This is a genomic window from Castellaniella ginsengisoli, assembly GCF_040955415.1.
In the GTDB taxonomy this organism is placed as follows: Bacteria; Pseudomonadota; Gammaproteobacteria; order Burkholderiales; family Burkholderiaceae_B; genus Castellaniella; species Castellaniella ginsengisoli.
This window is the reverse complement of sequence record NZ_CP158257.1, coordinates 478,350-494,171: the sequence shown is the minus strand read 5'-3', so window position 1 is coordinate 494,171 and position 15,822 is coordinate 478,350. Positions and strand designations below refer to the sequence as shown.

The window sequence follows — 15,822 nt, the reverse complement described above, 5'->3', positions numbered from 1 at the left end:
CGCCATGGTAGAACTCACCATCGACGGGCTTAAGGTCGAAGCCGCAGAAGGCAGCATGGTCATCCAGGCAGCCCACGCGGCGGGCCTGTACATCCCCCATTTCTGCTATCACAAGAAGCTCAGCATTGCGGCCAACTGCCGCATGTGCCTGGTCGAGGTCGAAAAGGCGCCCAAGGCCCTGCCGGCCTGTGCCACGCCGGTCACCAACGGCATGGTGGTGCACACCCGCTCGCCCAAGGCCATCGACGCCCAGCGCGCGGTCATGGAGTTCTTGCTGATCAACCACCCGCTGGATTGCCCGGTGTGCGATCAGGGCGGCGAATGCCAGTTGCAGGATCTGGCCATGGGCTACGGCGAATCGGCATCGCGCTATAAAGAACCCAAGCGCGTGGTCTTCCACAAACCCATGGGCCCGCTGATCTCGGCCGAACAGATGCAGCGCTGCATCCACTGCACCCGCTGCGTGCGCGTGGGCCAGGAAATCGGCGGCTACATGGAAATCGGCATGCTGAACCGGGGCGAATTCTCCGAGATCACCACCTTCGTGGGTGAGGCCGTCGAATCCGAGCTCTCGGGCAATATGATCGACGTCTGCCCGGTGGGCGCGCTGCTGTCCAAGCCCTTCATGATGGGCGCGCGCACCTGGGAACTCGCCCGCCGCCGCTCGATCAGCCCGCACGACAGCGTGGGCGCCAACCTGGTCGTGCAGACCAAGATGGACCGCGTGCTGCGTGTGGTGCCGTTCGAGAACGAACCGGTCAACGAATGCTGGATCAGCGACCGCGACCGCTTTTCCTACGCCGGCCTGTATGCCGAAGACCGCCTGCAGCATCCGATGGTGCGCGGCTGCGACGGCCAGTGGCACGAGGCTTCCTGGTCCGATGCGCTGCAATCCGTGGTCACCGGCCTCAAGCAGGTGCGCGAAGACGGCGGCGGCGCCCAGATCGGCGCGCTGGCCACCGAAACCGCCACCCTGGAAGAACTCGCCCTGCTGGCGCGCCTGACGCGCGCCCTGGGTTCGGACAACATCGACTTCCGCCTGCGTGGCGACGGCGCGGCCTTCGACGCCGTGCGTTCCGGAGCCCCCTGGCTGGGCCTGCCGATCGCCGAGTTGAACACCCTGGACCGCGTCCTGGTGGTGGGCTCCTTCCTGCGCAAGGATCACCCCTTGATGGCGCAGCGCCTGCGCCAGGCGGCCAAGCACGGCATGCAGTTGTCCCTGGTGGACAGCGTCGCCGCCGATCCCCTGGTGCCGGTCGCTGGCCGCCTGACGGTCAAGCCCTCGGCGCTGGTCGGGGCCCTGGCCGAGATCGCCGCCGCCTTGGCCGCAATCAAATCCCAGCCCGTGCCCGAGGGCCTGTCCGGCGTGCAGCCGGGCGAGGCCGCGCGCGCCATCGCCGCCAGCCTCGCCTCCGGCGAACGGGTGGCGGTACTGATGGGCAACCTGGCATTGGCCGACGACCAGGCCGCGCAACTCGCGGCCAACGCCCAGGCCATCGCGCGCCTGGCGGACGGTCGCTTCGGTTTCCTGACCCCCGGCGGCAACACCGTGGGCGGCTATCTGGCCGGCGCCGTGCCGGCCGAAGGCGGCCTGGATGCGCGCCGCATGCTGGGCGGCGAACCCCTCAAGGCCTATCTGGTGCTGCACGCCGAACCGCGCCTGGACAGCGAGCTGGGCGAACGCGCCGTGCGCGCGCTGCAGGGTTCGGCTATGGCGGTGGCGTTCACGTCCTTCCGCTCGGCGGCCGAAGACTGGGCCGACGTGATGCTGCCCATCGCCCCCTTTACCGAAACGTCCGGCACCTTCGTCAACGCCGAGGGCCGCGTGCAGAGCTTCAAGGGCGTGGCCGCTCCGGTGGGCGACACCCGCCCGGCCTGGAAGGTCCTGCGCGTGCTGGGCAATCTGATGGATCTGCAAGGCTTCGACGACGAAACCTCTGAATCGGTGCGCGACACCGTGATGGTGGGGGGGCTGGATGGCCGCCTGTCCAACGAGATCCGGCTGGCGCCGGCCGCATCGGCGCCGTCCGCCGGCCTGGAGCGCGTCGCCGAACTGCCGATCTACCGCACCGATGCCCTGGTGCGCCGCTCGCAGCCGCTGCAAGAGCACATCAATTCAGCGCCGCCGCGCGCGGCCATGAATGCCGCCACGCTGCAGGCGCAGGGCCTGTCGGCCGGAGACGCGGTGCGTGTGTCCACGGCCCACGGTTCGGCCGAACTGCAGGCCGCCCTGGACGACACCGTGGCCGACGGAGCCGTGCGCATCGCCGGGGCCTTTGAACAGACCGCCGCCTTGGGCATGGGCTCGGGCGCAATCCAGGTGGAGCGTTGCTAATGGACTGGCTGAACACCCTCAACGCCTTCGGCGCCGGCCTGATCGGCGAGACCCCCTGGCTGGTGGTCTGGACGCTGATCAAGATCGTCGTCATTGCGGTGCCCATCATCCTGTGCGTGGCCTATCTGACCTACTGGGAACGCAAGATGATCGGCGCCATGCACGTGCGCCTGGGCCCCACCCGAGTGGGCTATCGCGGCCTGCTGCAGCCCTTCGCCGACGTGTTCAAGCTGCTCACCAAAGAGCTGATCGTGCCGTCCAAGGCCAACCGCGTACTGTACATCCTGGCCCCGGTGGTGACGCTGATGCCGGCGCTGGCGGCCTGGGCGGTGATCCCGTTCCAGCCGGAAGTCGTGCTGGCCGACATCAATGCGGGCCTGCTCTTCATCCTGGCCATCACCTCGGTCGAGGTCTACGGCGTCATCATGGCCGGCTGGGCTTCGAACTCGAAGTACGCCCTGCTGGGGGCGCTGCGCGCCTCGGCGCAGATGGTGTCCTACGAGCTGGGCATCGGCTTCGTCATGGTCACGGTGCTGCTGGTGTCGGGCACGCTGAACCTTTCGGGCATCGTCGAGGGCCAGAGCGTCGGCCACTTCGCCGGCATGGGCCTGAACTTCCTGTCCTGGAACTGGCTGCCGCTGCTGCCGCTGTTCGTGATCTACGTCGTGTCCTCGGTGGCCGAGACCAACCGCCACCCCTTCGATGTGGTCGAAGGCGAATCGGAAATCGTGGCGGGGCACATGGTGGAATACTCCGGCATGGGCTTCGCGCTGTTCTTCCTGGGCGAATACGCCAACATGATCCTGCTGTCGGCGATGGCCGCGATCATGTTCCTGGGCGGCTGGGCCGCGCCGCTGGACTTCGCGCCCTTCACCTGGGTGCCGGGCTGGCTGTGGCTGGGCCTCAAGACCTTCGTGGTGGTGTCCATGTTCATCTGGTTCCGCGCGACGTTCCCGCGCTACCGCTACGACCAGATCATGCGTTTGGGCTGGAAGGTCTTCATTCCCCTGACGGGGATCTGGCTGGTGGTGGTGGCGATCTGGATGCAGACGCCCTGGAACATCTGGCAGTAAGGGGTACGAGATGGAAGCGATCAAGGATTTCTTCGGCAGCCTGATGCTGAAGGAGATGCTCGAAGGCATGCGTCTGACGGGCAAATACTTCTTCAAGCGCAAGATCACGCTGCGCTATCCGATGGAGAAAACGCCGGCCTCGCCGCGGTTCCGCGGCCTGCACGCGCAGCGCCGCTACGCCAACGGCGAGGAACGCTGCATCGCCTGCAAGCTGTGCGAGGCGGTCTGCCCGGCCCTGGCCATCACGATCGAGTCGCATCAGCGCGAGGACGGCACGCGCCGCACCACGCGCTACGACATCGATCTTGCCAAGTGCATTTTCTGCGGCTTCTGCGAGGAAGCCTGTCCCACGGACGCCATCGTGGAGACGCATCTGCACGAATACCATGGCGAAAAGCGCGGCGACCTGTACTACACCAAGGACATGCTGCTGGCCGTGGGCGACCGCTACGAGTCGGAAATCGCGGCTCGCCGCGCCGCCGACGCGCCCTACCGTTGATGCCGGGATACCGACCATGAGTTTCGATACTGTTCTGTTCTACCTGCTGGCCATCGTGCTGGTCGTGGCGGCGTTTCGCGTCATCACGGCCACCAGCCCCGTGACCGGGGTGCTGCACTTGATCCTGACCTTCTTCACCGCGTCCATGATGTGGATGCTGATCCAGGCGGAATTCCTGGCGCTGGTGCTGGTGATCGTCTACGTCGGCGCCGTGATGGTGCTGTTCCTGTTCGTCGTGATGATGCTCGACATGCGCACCGAGGGCCTCAAGCAGGGCCTCAAGGTCTATCTGCCGCTGGGCCTGACCATCGGCGGGATCATGGTGCTGGAAATGGCCTTCGTGGTGCTGCGTTCCTGGGGCGACGCCCCGGCGCTGCCGACCCCGGCCGATGATTTCGACAATACCCTGGCCCTGGGCACGGCGATGTACACCGAGTACGCCTACGCCGTCGAGATCGGCGGGGTGATCCTGCTGGTGGGCATGATCTGCGCCATCGCCCTGACCATGCGCAAGCGCTCCGACTATAAGCGCACTCATCCCGGCAAGCAGGTGCGCGTGCGCGCCGCCGACCGGGTGCGCCTGGTGAGCATCCCCTCGCAGAGCGAAACGGCCGATACGCAATCCGAAGGAGCCGAGAAATGACCATAGGCCTGAGCCATTACCTGATCGTCGGGGCGATCCTGTTCGCCGTGGGCGTATTCGGTTTCTTCCTGAACCGCCGCAACCTGATCGTGCTGCTGATGTCGATCGAACTGATCCTGCTGGCGGCCAACATGAACTTCGTCGCCTTTTCCATCGGGTCGGGCGATCCCGCCGGGCAGATCTTCGTGTTCTTCGTGCTGACCGTGGCCGCGGCCGAAGCCGCCATCGGGCTGGCGATCCTGGTGCTGCTGTTCCGCAATCTCAGCACCATCAACGTCGACAAGCTCGACCAGCTGAAGGGGTAGTCACGCCATGTCCGCACAGAATCTGTATCTCCTGATCGCCCTGGCGCCGCTGGTCACGGCCGTGATCGCCGGCTTCTTCGGCACGGGCTTTCTCGGGTCGTGGCTGGGACGCCGGGGCTCGCACGTCCTGACCATCCTGGGGGTGGCGATCTCCTTCATCGGTTCGCTGCTGGTGCTGCAGCAGGTGCTGGACGGCCAGACCTTCGAGGGCACGGTCTACACCTGGTCCATGATCGGCTCGGTCAAGTTCGAGATCGGCTTCCTGATCGATCCGCTGACGGCGCTGATGATGGTGGTGGTGACCTCCGTATCGCTGATGGTGCATATCTACACCATCGGCTACATGTCCGACGACCCGGGCTACCAGCGTTTCTTCTCGTACATCTCGCTGTTCACGTTCTCCATGCTGATGCTGGTGATGTCGAACAACATGCTGCAGCTATTCTTCGGCTGGGAAGCCGTGGGCCTGGTGTCCTACCTGCTGATCGGTTTCTATTACGGCCGTCCGACGGCGGTGTTCGCCAACCTCAAGGCCTTCATGGTGAACCGCGTGGGCGACTTCGGCTTCGTGCTGGGGATCGGCCTGCTGTACGCCTACACCGGCAGCCTCAACTACGCCGAGGTCTTCGCCCAGGTCGACCGGCTGTCCGGCCTGTTGTTCCCGGGCACCGAATGGCACCTGCTGACCGTGGTCTGCCTGGCGCTGTTCGTGGGCGCCATGGGTAAATCCGCCCAGGCGCCGCTGCATGTCTGGCTGCCCGACTCCATGGAAGGCCCGACCCCGATTTCCGCCCTGATCCACGCCGCCACCATGGTGACGGCCGGCATCTTCATGGTGGCCCGCTTCTCGCCCGCGTTCGAGATGTCGCCCACGGCGCTGTCGGTCATCATCGTGATCGGCGCCTTCGGCGCGCTGTTCCTGGGCATCCTCGGGGTGGTGCAGAACGACATCAAGCGCGTGGTGGCTTATTCCACGCTGTCGCAACTGGGCTACATGACGGTGGCGCTGGGCGCCTCGGCCTACCCGGTGGCGATCTTCCACCTGATGACGCATGCGTTCTTCAAGGCGCTGCTGTTCCTGGGGGCGGGCTCGGTCATCCTGGGCATGCACCACGACCAGGACATGCGCCACATGGGCGGCTTGCGCAAGTACATGCCGATCACCTGGATCACCATGCTGATCGGTACCCTGGCCCTCGTGGGCACGCCGTTCTTCTCGGGTTTCTATTCCAAGGAACACATCATCGAGGCCGCCGGCGCAGCCGGTGTCTGGGGCGCGAACTTCGCCTACTACGCGACGCTGTGCGGCGTGTTCGTGACCTCGCTGTATTCCTTCCGCCTGTATTTCCTGGTCTTCCACGGCAAGGAACGCTTCGACACCGAGCACGGCCCGGCCCATGTCCATCATGACGAAGGCCGCACCCTGGCGGCGCACGGCCACGACGAGCATGCGCATGACGGTGCCGCGCACGACGATCATCATGCCGGCGGCCTGCCCAAGGAATCGCCCTGGGTGGTGACGCTTCCGCTGGCGCTGCTGGCGGTGATGTCGGTGGTGGCCGGGGTCTGGTTCATCGATCCGCTGCTGTTCGACGGCTATTTCGGCAACAGCATCACGGTGATGACCCACCACCCGGCGATGGCCGAACTGGCGCACCACTGGCACGGCTGGGTGGCCTATGCGCTGCATGGCTTCACGACCGTGCCGTTCCTGCTGCTGCTGGCAGGCTTCGCGGTCGCCTGGTACTGCTGGCTGGTCAATCCGTCGGTGCCCGCCGCGCTGGCGCGCAGCCTGGCGCCCCTCTACCGCCTGCTGGACAACAAGTACTACTTCGACTGGTTCAATGAGAACGTCATCGCCCGCTTCGCCCGCGCCCTGGGGCGCGGCCTGTGGCAAGGCGGCGACCGCGGCCTCATCGACGGCCTGATCGTCAACGGCAGCGCGCGGCTGGTGGGGGCGGCGGCCGCCACGGCCCGCCTGCTGCAGTCCGGCTACATCTATCACTACGCCTTCGCCATGATCATCGGCATCATGGTATTTCTCACTTTCTTCGTCTTGATGGTTCACTGATGGCTAGCGAAATGGCGTCCTCTACACTCCCCTGGCTGACCCTCTCGATCTTCGTCCCGATTTTCTTCGGGCTGCTGGTGCTGCTGGTCGGCCGGGACGACAATCCGGGGCCGGCCCGGGTGCTGTCGCTGGTCGGCTCGGTCATCGGGCTGCTGGTGACCATCCCCCTGTACACCGGTTTCAACCCGGACACGGCCGACATGCAGTTCGTCGAGAAAACGCCGTGGATCGAGGCCTTCAACCTCAACTACCATCTCGGGATCGACGGCATCTCGGTGTGGTTCGTGCTGCTGACGGCCTTCATCACCATCATCGTGGTGCTGGCCGGCTGGGAAATCATCAAATCCCGCGTGGCCCAGTACATGGCCGCGTTCCTGATCCTGTCGGGCCTGATGATCGGGGTGTTCTGCGCCCTGGACGGCATGCTGTTCTACGTGTTCTTCGAGGCCACCCTGATCCCGATGTACATCATCATCGGCGCCTGGGGCGGACCGAACCGCGTGTACGCGGCCTTCAAGTTCTTCCTCTACACGCTGCTGGGCTCGCTGCTGACCCTGATCGCCTTCATCTACCTGTGGCACGCCTCGGGCGGGTCTTTCGACATCGCGACCTGGCACCAACTGCCCCTGGACTACACCGAGCAGGTCTTCATCTTCGTGGCGCTGCTGGCGGCCTTCGCGGTGAAGGTGCCGATGTGGCCGGTGCACACCTGGCTGCCCGACGCCCACGTCGAGGCCCCCACGGGCGGCTCCATCGTGCTGGCGGCGATCATGCTCAAGCTGGGCGCCTACGGGTTCCTGCGCTTTTCCCTGCCGATCGCTCCGGACGCCTCCCACAGCCTGGCCGGCCTGATGATCGCGCTCTCGCTGATCGCGGTGATCTACATCGGCCTGGTCGCCATCGTCCAGGACGACATGAAAAAGCTCGTGGCGTATTCGTCCGTGGCGCACATGGGCTTCGTCACCCTGGGCTTCTTCGTGTTCAACGTCACCGGCCTCGAAGGCGCCATCATCCAGATGATCTCGCACGGTTTCGTGTCGGGCGCCATGTTCATGTGCATCGGCGTCATGTACGACCGCCTGCATACACGCCGCATCGACGCCTACGGCGGGGTGGTGCACCGCATGCCGCGCTTCGTCACCTATTTCGTGCTGTTCTCGATGGCCAATGCGGGCTTGCCGGGCACCAGCGGCTTCATCGGCGAGTTCACGGTGATCCTGGGCGCGGTGCAGTACAACTTCTGGATCGGCCTGCTGGCCGCCACGGCGCTGATCTGGGGCGCGGGCTATTCGTTGTGGATGGTCAAGCGCGTGGCCTTCGGGCCGGTGGCCAACGAGCAGGTGGACGGTATGTCCGATCTCTGCAGCCGCGAATTCCTGATCCTGGGCCTGCTGGCCATTCTGACGCTGTTCATGGGCATTTACCCCAAGCCCTTCACGGACCTGATGCATCCCTCGGTGCAAGCCTTGCTGCAGCACGTGTCCCTCTCGAAACTGTAGGCCTGAACCACTATGCAAAATCTTTTCGACTTCGCGCTGGCGACTCCCGAGATCGTTCTGCTGGTGCTGACCGGGGCCGTGCTGCTGATCGACGCCTTCGGCAACGAGCCCACGCGGCGCATGACCTTCATGCTGACCATGGGCGCGCTGCTGGTCGTCATCCTGGTGTCCTGGGGGCAGTGGGGCGAGGGCACGCAGGGCCGCACCTTCAGCAGCCTGTACGTGGCCGATTCATTGGGCCATTTCCTGAAGATCCTGTCGGCGATCTCGGTCGCCGTGACGCTGATCTATGGCCGCGCCTATGCTGAAAAACGCGACATGATGGCGCGCGGCGGGGAAATGTACTCCCTGGCGCTGTTGACCCTGCTGGGCGTGTTCGTCATGATCTCGGCCGGCAGCATGCTGACGGTGTACCTGGGCGTGGAACTGATGTCCTTCGCCCTGTATGGCCTGGTGGCCCTGCGCCGCGATCATCTGGCCGCCACCGAGGCCGCCATGAAGTACTACGTGCTGGGCTGCCTGGCCTCGGGCATCCTGCTCTACGGCATGTCCATGATCTACGGCGCCACCGGCCAGCTCGGCCTGGTGGAGATCGCCCAGGTGATCCGCGACGGCGGCGCCGATCGCATGCCGCTGGTGTTCGGCGTGGTGTTCATCGTCTCGGGCCTGGCCTTCAAGATGACGGCCGCGCCCTTCCACATGTGGACGCCCGACGTCTACCAGGGCGCGCCGACCACGGTGACGCTGCTGGTGGGTTCGGCCCCGAAATTCGCCGCCCTCGTCATCACGCTGCGCCTGCTGATCGAGGCCCTGCACGGCATCGCGGTCGACTGGCAGCCGATGCTGCTGATCCTGGCCGTGCTGTCGCTGGCCGTCGGCAACATCGTCGCCATCGCCCAGTCCAACTTCAAGCGCATGCTGGCCTACTCGACCATCGGCCAGATGGGCTTCGTGTTCCTGGGCCTGATGTCCGGCGTCTACGAGGGCCAGGCCGGCGCCAGCGCCGAGGCCTACGGCGCCTCGCTGTTCTACGTCGTCATCTACGTGCTGACCACGTTGTCCACCTTCGGCCTCATCCTGCTGATGTCGCGCCAGGGCTTCGAGTGCGAGGAAATCTCCGACCTCAAGGGCCTGAACCGCCGCAATCCGCTGCTGGCCGGCGTGCTGATGCTGTCCATGTTCTCGCTGGCGGGCATTCCGCCGCTGTCGGGCTTCTACGCCAAGCTGGTGGTGCTGCAGGCCGTCGTCGGCGCGGGCCACGTGTGGCTGGCCGTGTTCGCGGTGATGTGCTCGCTGATCGGCGCCTTCTACTACCTGCGCGTGGTGAAGGCCGCCTATTTCGACGAGCCCGAGGACAGCATCACGCTGGGCGCGGGCACGCTGGCCACGCGCGGCGTCATGTCCGTGAACGGCCTGCTGGTGATCGGCCTGGGGATCCTGCCGGGCGGCCTGATGGCCCTGTGCGTGGACGTCATCCGCCAGTCGCTGGCTTTCTGAGGCGCGGGTCTTCATGTCCCTGACGGCGGCGGTCTGGATCGTCATCCTCTGTGCCCTGGTCATGGCCAACCTGCCGTTCCTGCTGGAGCGGCGGCTGGCGCCCTGGCCCTGGGGCGCGGCCTCCGGCGCCGGGCCGGCGGCGCTGCGCTGGGGCCTGGGCCTGATCTTCCTGGCCGGGGTGGCGTTGTGGTCCTGGGGCACGCTGGCGCTGGTCGGCGGGTCTTTCGCCGGCGGCGGCGCCGCCACGGCGCTGTTTCTGCTGAAGCTCCTGTTCAGTCTGGCATTCGCCTGGGCGCTGCTGGCCTTGCCGGGCTGGCGCGGCGGCACGGGCGGCGTCAAATCCTTTTTTGACCGGCTGCTGGAAGTCCTGGTGGGCTACGTGCTGGTCGGCACGCTGGGCTTCGCCCTGGAGCTGAACCTGGGCAATGCCTTTCCGCAGCGCTGGGAGTTCTATGCCGTGACCCTGGCCCTGTTCCTGGTGCTGGGCTATCCCGGCTTTGTCTGGCGCTACATGCTGCGCCGCCGGCCGCGCTGACGCCGGCCTGATTCAATAGAGCACGCGGGCGTCCACGTCGGCCAGCGTGCGGCAGCCCGTCAGGGCCATCGCCACTTCCAGTTCACCCCGCAATACCTGGATCAGGTGCGCCAGCGCCGGTGCGCCGCCCGCCGCAAGAGCGTGCAGCACGGGCCGGCCGATCAGCACGCCCCGGGCGCCGAGCGCCAGCGCCTTGAGGATATCCGTGCCGCGCCGGATGCCGCCGTCCACCAGCAGGGGGATGCGCCCCGCCACGGCCTGCGCCACGGCGGGCAGGGCCTCGCAGGTGGACGGCAGGGTGTCCAGGCAGCGGCCGCCGTGGTTGGACACGATCAGGCCGTCGATGCCGTGCGCCAGGGCCAGGTGGGCATCCTCGGGATCCAGGATGCCCTTGAGCCACAGCGGTGTGCCGGCCGGCAACTGATCCCGCAGCCAGGCCACGTCGTCCCAATCCGGTGCGGCATCGAGCAGGCCGCTGTCGAACAGGGGGCTGCCCCCCGGCGGCGCCGGCCGGGCCGCAGGCGGTGACAGGCCGTCCAGATGAACGGAGCGGATCGTATCCGGGACGCGAAAGCCGCTGCGCTGCTCGGCGTTGCGCACACCGTTGACCGGCGCATCCACCGTCAGCACCAGGGCGCGGGCGCCGGCCCGCAGGGCGCGGGTCGCCAGCGCCAGGGTGTCTTCGCGGCGGGCCTGGGCGTAGAGCTGGAACCACAGCAGCGGCGGCTCGGGCAAAGCGGCCAGGGCTTCGATGGGCGTGCCCGACTGGGCGCTGAGCACATAGGGGGTGCGGGTGGCGGCGGCGGCCAGGGCGGTGGCGGTCTCGGCATCGGCGTGGACCAGGCCGTGCCAGGCGGTGGGGGCGATCAGGATAGGGTGCGCCAGTGTTTGCCCGCCCAGCGTCACGCGGGTGTGGGCGCCCGCCATCGGCCGCAGCACCCGGCTGCGCAGCCGCAGCGCGGGCCAGGCGGCCAGATTTGCCTGGGCGGTGCGCTCGTCCGCGCCGCCGGATTCCAGCCAGGCCCAGACCGCCGGGTCCAGGCGTGAGCGGGCGAGTTCGGCGTAGTCCTGGGCGCAGAGCGGGGGGGTCATGGGTCGATGCGGTGGTTGGCTCAAACAGCAAGGATGCCATAGAGTCGCAGGCCGTGGGGGTGCCGCCCCGGCGAGGAGGGCAGGTCCGGGCGGGCAACGGCCCTTGCACAAGCGGCTAAAATGGCCGCGCTGAACTTTCCCGGACTGGAATCCCGACATGGCACACATCATCCTGCAGGCGCCGCGCCTGGCGGCGGCGGACATCGAGCGGCTCGCGGCCGTGGCCTGTGCGGGCGGCGTGCAGGAACTCGCCCCCACGGTGGTGCGCCTGCTGGACGTGGACCCCGATTGCCGGGACGAGACCCTGGCGCTGGCCGCCGCCGCGCGCATGGACGCGGCCTGGCTGGACACGGTGCGGCGCCTGGGAGACTGCCGGGTGCTGGCCATGGACATGGATTCCACCCTGGTCAATATCGAGTGCATCGACGAGATCGCGGATGCGGTGGGCCGCAAGGCCGAGGTCGCCGCGATTACCGAGGCGTCCATGCGCGGCGAGATCAAGGATTTCTCCGAAAGCCTGCGCCGCCGCGTGGCGTTGCTGCGCGGCGTGCCGGAAACCGCGCTGGAGCAAGTCTTCACCGAACGCCTGCGGCTCAACCCCGGGGCCGAGCGCCTGATCGAGGTCGTCCGCGCCCACGGCCTGAAAACGATCCTGGTGTCGGGCGGTTTCACCTTTTTTACCGAACGCCTGCGCCGGGGCCTGGCCCTGGACGAAGCGCATGCCAACGTCCTGGAAGTCGCCGGCGGCGTGCTCACGGGCCGGGTGCTGGGGGATATCGTCGACGGTGCGGCCAAGGCGCGCCATGTGCGCGCGCTGGCGGAGTCCATGGGCGCGGCGCCGGAGCAGATCATCGTCCTGGGCGATGGCTCCAACGACCTGCCGATGATGGCGCAGGCCTATTATTCAGTGGCCTACCGGGCCAAGCCCGTGGTGCGCGCCCAGGCGCGCTTCGCGCTGGATCACAGCCCCCTGGATGCGGTGCTGAACTGGTTCAGGTTGCGGCATTAGGCGGATTCGCGGCGGGTGATGCGGGCTCATCGGTCGGCGCTTCCAACCGCGAGGTTGGCCGGCGCCGGATTATCCGGCCCTACAGTTCGGACCACATGCGCAGCAGGTTGTGATACACGCCGGTCAGTTGAGCGACGATTTCAGCATCGGCGCCCGCCTGGATCAGGCGCTGGATGGCGATGTCCTGGTCCAGCAGCAGGGCGCGGCGGCCGTCGTCGCGCACCAGGCTCTGGGTCCAGAAGAACGAGCCGTAGCGCACGCCCCGGGTGACGGGGGTGACGCGGTGCAGGCTGGTGCCGGGATAGACCACGGCGTGGCCGGCGGGCAGCTTGATGCGCTGTTCTCCGTAGGTATCCTGGATGACCAGTTCGCCGCCCTCGTACTCGTCGGGGTCGCTGAAGAACACCGTGGTCGATATGTCCGTGCGCACGCGCGTGGCCGTGTCGGGCACCTGGAAGATCGCGTTGTCGATATGGAAGCCGTAGTGTTCTCCGCCCTCGTAGCGGTTGAAGCGCGGCGGCAGGATGCGCGCGGGCAGGGCGGCGGACATGAAGGTGGGGTTTGCCGTCAGGGCCTGGACGATGGCCTGGCCCCAGTGCTGCGCGGCGGGATGGTCCAGCGGCAGTTGCCGGTTGCGCTTGACCTGCGCGGCGATGTGGCCGGCGGTCCCGAGGCCGTCGGCCCAGGCCGCTTGTTCCAGGGCGGCGCGGCATTGGCGGATTTGTTCGGAGGTCAGCAGATCGGGGATGGACAGCAGCATGGCGGTTCCGGTCGGGCGTGAAGTGGGCTTCGGCAAAGCGCAAGCATAGCAACCCCGGGGCCGGGCGGGTATGCCGGCACCGGCCGGGAGCCGCCACCTGGCAGTAAAAAACGGGCCGGCCCAGGCGCGGGCCGAAGGGCCCTAGAAGCTGGCTTCGGCGCTCAGGATGACGGTGTGGCCCGCGCCCGGCACGCCGAATAGCTGGAAGCCGTCGGAGCTGCTGGACACCTGCTGATAGTAGAACGTGTCGAACAGATTGTTCACGTTCAGACGCAGATTCAGGTTTTTGTGCGCCCGATAGGACAATGCCGCGTTGGCGACCCAGTAGGACGGCGCGTAGACGTCCGAGGAGTGGCCGCCCTTGTCCGTGATGCGGTTGCCCGCGACGAAGCGCCGTTTGCCGATGTATTGCGCGCCCAGGCTGCCCGCGACCTGATTCGTGAAGTCGTAGGTCGTCCACAGATTGAAAGTCATGTCGGGCACGTTTTTCATCTTGCCGCCTGCTTGCAGCGGATCTGCCGCGTCTTCCAGGATTTTGCTGCGCATGAAGGCCGCGCCCGCATAGGCCGACCAGCGCGGGGTGATGGAGCCCGCCAGGCCCAGCTCCAGCCCGCGCACCCGCTCCTTGGCCGCACGCTGCGTCGGATTGCCTTCGTCGTCGGTGTCGCTCGGGTTGCTGCGTTCGACCTGGAACAGTGCGGCCGTGGCCAGCAGGCGACGGTCGAACAGCTCCCACTTGGTGCCCAGCTCCCAGGTGCTGGCCACGCCCGGTGAGTAGGTGGTGACGGTGGCCTCTTGGCCGCGGCCGCTCGTGCCGGCGCCGCCATCGCGCGAGGCGGCGGCCGCCGCCGAGGGCTGCGAGGCGCGGCTGTAGGACAAATACACGCTGCCGTTTTCGGCGGGCTTGTAGATCAGGCCCAGCCGGCCGCTCCAGATGCCGTCGCTCTGGCGGTAGGGCGCGACTTGGCCGTTGGCCTCGTACCATTTCACCTTGTAGCGGTCGTGACGCAGGCCGGCGGCGACTTCCCATTGCGGCGTCAGCGTGATCTGGTCATAGGCATAGACGCCCAGATTGGTAACCTCGGCGCCGCTGCTGTCCGTGCTGGTTTTGTTCGCCCAGGGGCCGCTGTAGCGGGTATCCGGGTTGCGGGCGTCGATGACATAGCGTCCGCCGCCGATGTCCGGCAGCCAGCGGCTGTAGGGATCCTTGCGGTAGCTTTCCTGGTAGTACTCCACGCCGGTGACCATCCGGTGGCGGACCGCGCCGGTCTGGAAGTCCAGGTTCAGGTCGGTCTGGTTGGCGAAAATCTTGCCGCGATAGGCGTTGGTGTTGCCGAACAAGCGAGCCACCGCCCAGTAGCCGGACGGATAGACCTCATTGCCGTTGCCGTCATACCCCCAATAGTTGCTGCCGCCGGGGCCGGGGATGATTTGCCCCTGGTGGGTGGCGCCAGGCGCATTCAGCAGCCGTCCGCCGGTCGTCAGGTAGGTGAAGCGCTTGGTCTGCGACCAGCGGGTGTGGTTGCGGATCGAAGCCTTGTCGGTGAAGTCGTGTTCCAGGTTCAGGTCGAAGGCATCGACTTCGGTTTCCTCGGTGTCGGCGTTCTTCAAGCCGCCCCAGTAATCCCGGCTGATGTACTGCATGCGCTCGCCGTCGCGCCCGACCGGTACGCCGAAGTCCGGGATGTTCTTGTCCTTCTGGTGGAAGTAGGACAGCGTGGCGCGCGTGGGTGTGCCCAGGCCGAAACTCAGCGAGGGCGCGAAACCCCAGCGCTCGAATTCAGTGGGGCCCCGGCCCGCGACGCGGTTGTGATGGCCCATGGCATTGATGCGGAAGGCCGTGGATTCGCCCAACTGGTGATTGATGTCCACCGTCGCCCGGCGGTACTGATCGGTGCCGGCGCCCAGGCTGGCGCGGTACAGGCTGCCCAGATGGGGCGTCTTGCTGACCAGGTTGACCGAGCCGCCGACGGCGGCCACGCCCGATTCGATCGAACCCGTGCCTTTGTAGACCTCGGCCTGTTCCAGGTTGAAGAGGTCGGTGCGGGTGGACAACTGGCTGTCGCGCACGCCGTCCACCGTGATGCTCTGCTCGGCCGAGAAACCGCGGATGGTGAACATGTCGCCCCAGCCCGCGCCGCCTTCGCCGGATGAGAACGTGATGCCGGGCACGTTGCGCAACACGTCCTGCAGGCTTTGCGCGCCTTGCTGCTCCAGGATTTCCGAGGGCACGATGCTGATGGTCTGCGGGGTATCGACCAGGGGAGCCTGGAATTTCACGGACTGGACATGGTCCACCTTGAAATCCGGCGCGCTGCCGGTCACCTGGACGGGCGCCAGCTCGGCCACACCGGTGGATTGCGCCAGGGCAAATCCGGGCGCCACAGTCAGGGCGCCGCACAGTGCCGCGCTCAGCGATGTCGTGTGACTTAATGGCCGCTTCGTGGCTTTTTGCGTGTGATGCTCGTTGATCGGTTTCATTTCTTGACAGAGGTCAATTTATT

General features: G+C 66.7%; 13 protein-coding genes. 10 read left to right on the top strand and 3 right to left on the bottom strand.

The window, feature by feature from the left end:
- Positions 1 to 4: 4 nt before the first annotated feature.
- The 9 genes from nuoG to ABRZ00_RS02300 are packed head-to-tail and all read left to right on the top strand — an operon-like array spanning position 5 to position 10,457.
- Complete coding sequence (nuoG, locus tag ABRZ00_RS02340; protein ID WP_368641278.1) at positions 5 to 2,335, top strand: NADH-quinone oxidoreductase subunit NuoG; 2,331 nt, start codon at positions 5 to 7, stop codon at positions 2,333 to 2,335.
- On the top strand, positions 2,335 to 3,408 hold the full coding sequence (gene nuoH / locus ABRZ00_RS02335) for an NADH-quinone oxidoreductase subunit NuoH (RefSeq protein ID WP_368641279.1): 1,074 nt from the start codon (positions 2,335 to 2,337) through the stop codon (positions 3,406 to 3,408). Before nuoG ends, nuoH begins: the two co-directional genes overlap by 1 nt.
- Positions 3,409 to 3,418: 10 nt before the next feature.
- Entirely contained in the window at positions 3,419 to 3,907 is a 489-nt protein-coding gene (gene nuoI / locus ABRZ00_RS02330; RefSeq protein WP_269357307.1) for an NADH-quinone oxidoreductase subunit NuoI, read from the top strand.
- Between the two features lie 16 nt (positions 3,908 to 3,923).
- A complete protein-coding gene (locus ABRZ00_RS02325; protein WP_368641280.1) occupies positions 3,924 to 4,550 on the top strand; it encodes an NADH-quinone oxidoreductase subunit J in 627 nt (208 codons plus the stop codon).
- On the top strand, positions 4,547 to 4,855 hold the full coding sequence (nuoK, locus tag ABRZ00_RS02320; RefSeq protein ID WP_343837127.1) for an NADH-quinone oxidoreductase subunit NuoK: 309 nt from the start codon (positions 4,547 to 4,549) through the stop codon (positions 4,853 to 4,855). The genes ABRZ00_RS02325 and nuoK overlap by 4 nt, the downstream gene beginning before the upstream one ends.
- A 7-nt stretch (positions 4,856 to 4,862) precedes the next feature.
- Positions 4,863 to 6,926: an NADH-quinone oxidoreductase subunit L gene (nuoL, locus tag ABRZ00_RS02315; RefSeq protein ID WP_368641281.1), complete on the top strand. Its 2,064-nt coding sequence runs from the start codon at positions 4,863 to 4,865 to the stop codon at positions 6,924 to 6,926.
- An 11-nt stretch (positions 6,927 to 6,937) separates the two neighbouring features.
- The gene (locus ABRZ00_RS02310; RefSeq protein ID WP_368641282.1) at positions 6,938 to 8,425 is read left to right on the top strand and encodes an NADH-quinone oxidoreductase subunit M; all 1,488 of its coding nucleotides are present in this window, start codon (positions 6,938 to 6,940) and stop codon (positions 8,423 to 8,425) included.
- Positions 8,426 to 8,437: 12 nt separating this feature from the next.
- Positions 8,438 to 9,922: an NADH-quinone oxidoreductase subunit NuoN gene (nuoN, locus tag ABRZ00_RS02305; protein ID WP_343837120.1), complete on the top strand. Its 1,485-nt coding sequence runs from the start codon at positions 8,438 to 8,440 to the stop codon at positions 9,920 to 9,922.
- A gap of 13 nt (positions 9,923 to 9,935) precedes the next feature.
- Positions 9,936 to 10,457 (top strand): DUF2818 family protein, encoded by a 522-nt coding sequence (locus ABRZ00_RS02300; RefSeq protein ID WP_368640297.1) that lies wholly within the window; start codon positions 9,936 to 9,938, stop codon positions 10,455 to 10,457.
- A gap of 12 nt (positions 10,458 to 10,469) precedes the next feature.
- Here the strand turns inward: ABRZ00_RS02300 and ABRZ00_RS02295 are convergent, their stop codons facing one another.
- Positions 10,470 to 11,549, bottom strand: a complete 1,080-nt coding sequence (locus ABRZ00_RS02295; protein ID WP_368644403.1) for an alpha-hydroxy acid oxidase — start codon at positions 11,547 to 11,549, stop codon at positions 10,470 to 10,472.
- 157 nt (positions 11,550 to 11,706) lie between these two features.
- Between ABRZ00_RS02295 and serB the strand changes: the two genes are divergently transcribed.
- On the top strand, positions 11,707 to 12,558 hold the full coding sequence (gene serB / locus ABRZ00_RS02290; protein ID WP_368641284.1) for a phosphoserine phosphatase SerB: 852 nt from the start codon (positions 11,707 to 11,709) through the stop codon (positions 12,556 to 12,558).
- 79 nt (positions 12,559 to 12,637) lie between these two features.
- Here serB and ABRZ00_RS02285 read toward each other — a convergent pair whose 3' ends face one another.
- Together ABRZ00_RS02285 and ABRZ00_RS02280 are read right to left on the bottom strand one after the other, a co-directional pair.
- Positions 12,638 to 13,318, bottom strand: coding sequence for a Fe2+-dependent dioxygenase (locus ABRZ00_RS02285; protein ID WP_368641285.1), 681 nt, complete (start codon positions 13,316 to 13,318; stop codon positions 12,638 to 12,640).
- A 141-nt stretch (positions 13,319 to 13,459) separates the two neighbouring features.
- On the bottom strand, positions 13,460 to 15,799 hold the full coding sequence (locus tag ABRZ00_RS02280) for a TonB-dependent receptor (RefSeq protein WP_368644402.1): 2,340 nt from the start codon (positions 15,797 to 15,799) through the stop codon (positions 13,460 to 13,462).
- Positions 15,800 to 15,822 lie beyond the last annotated feature (23 nt).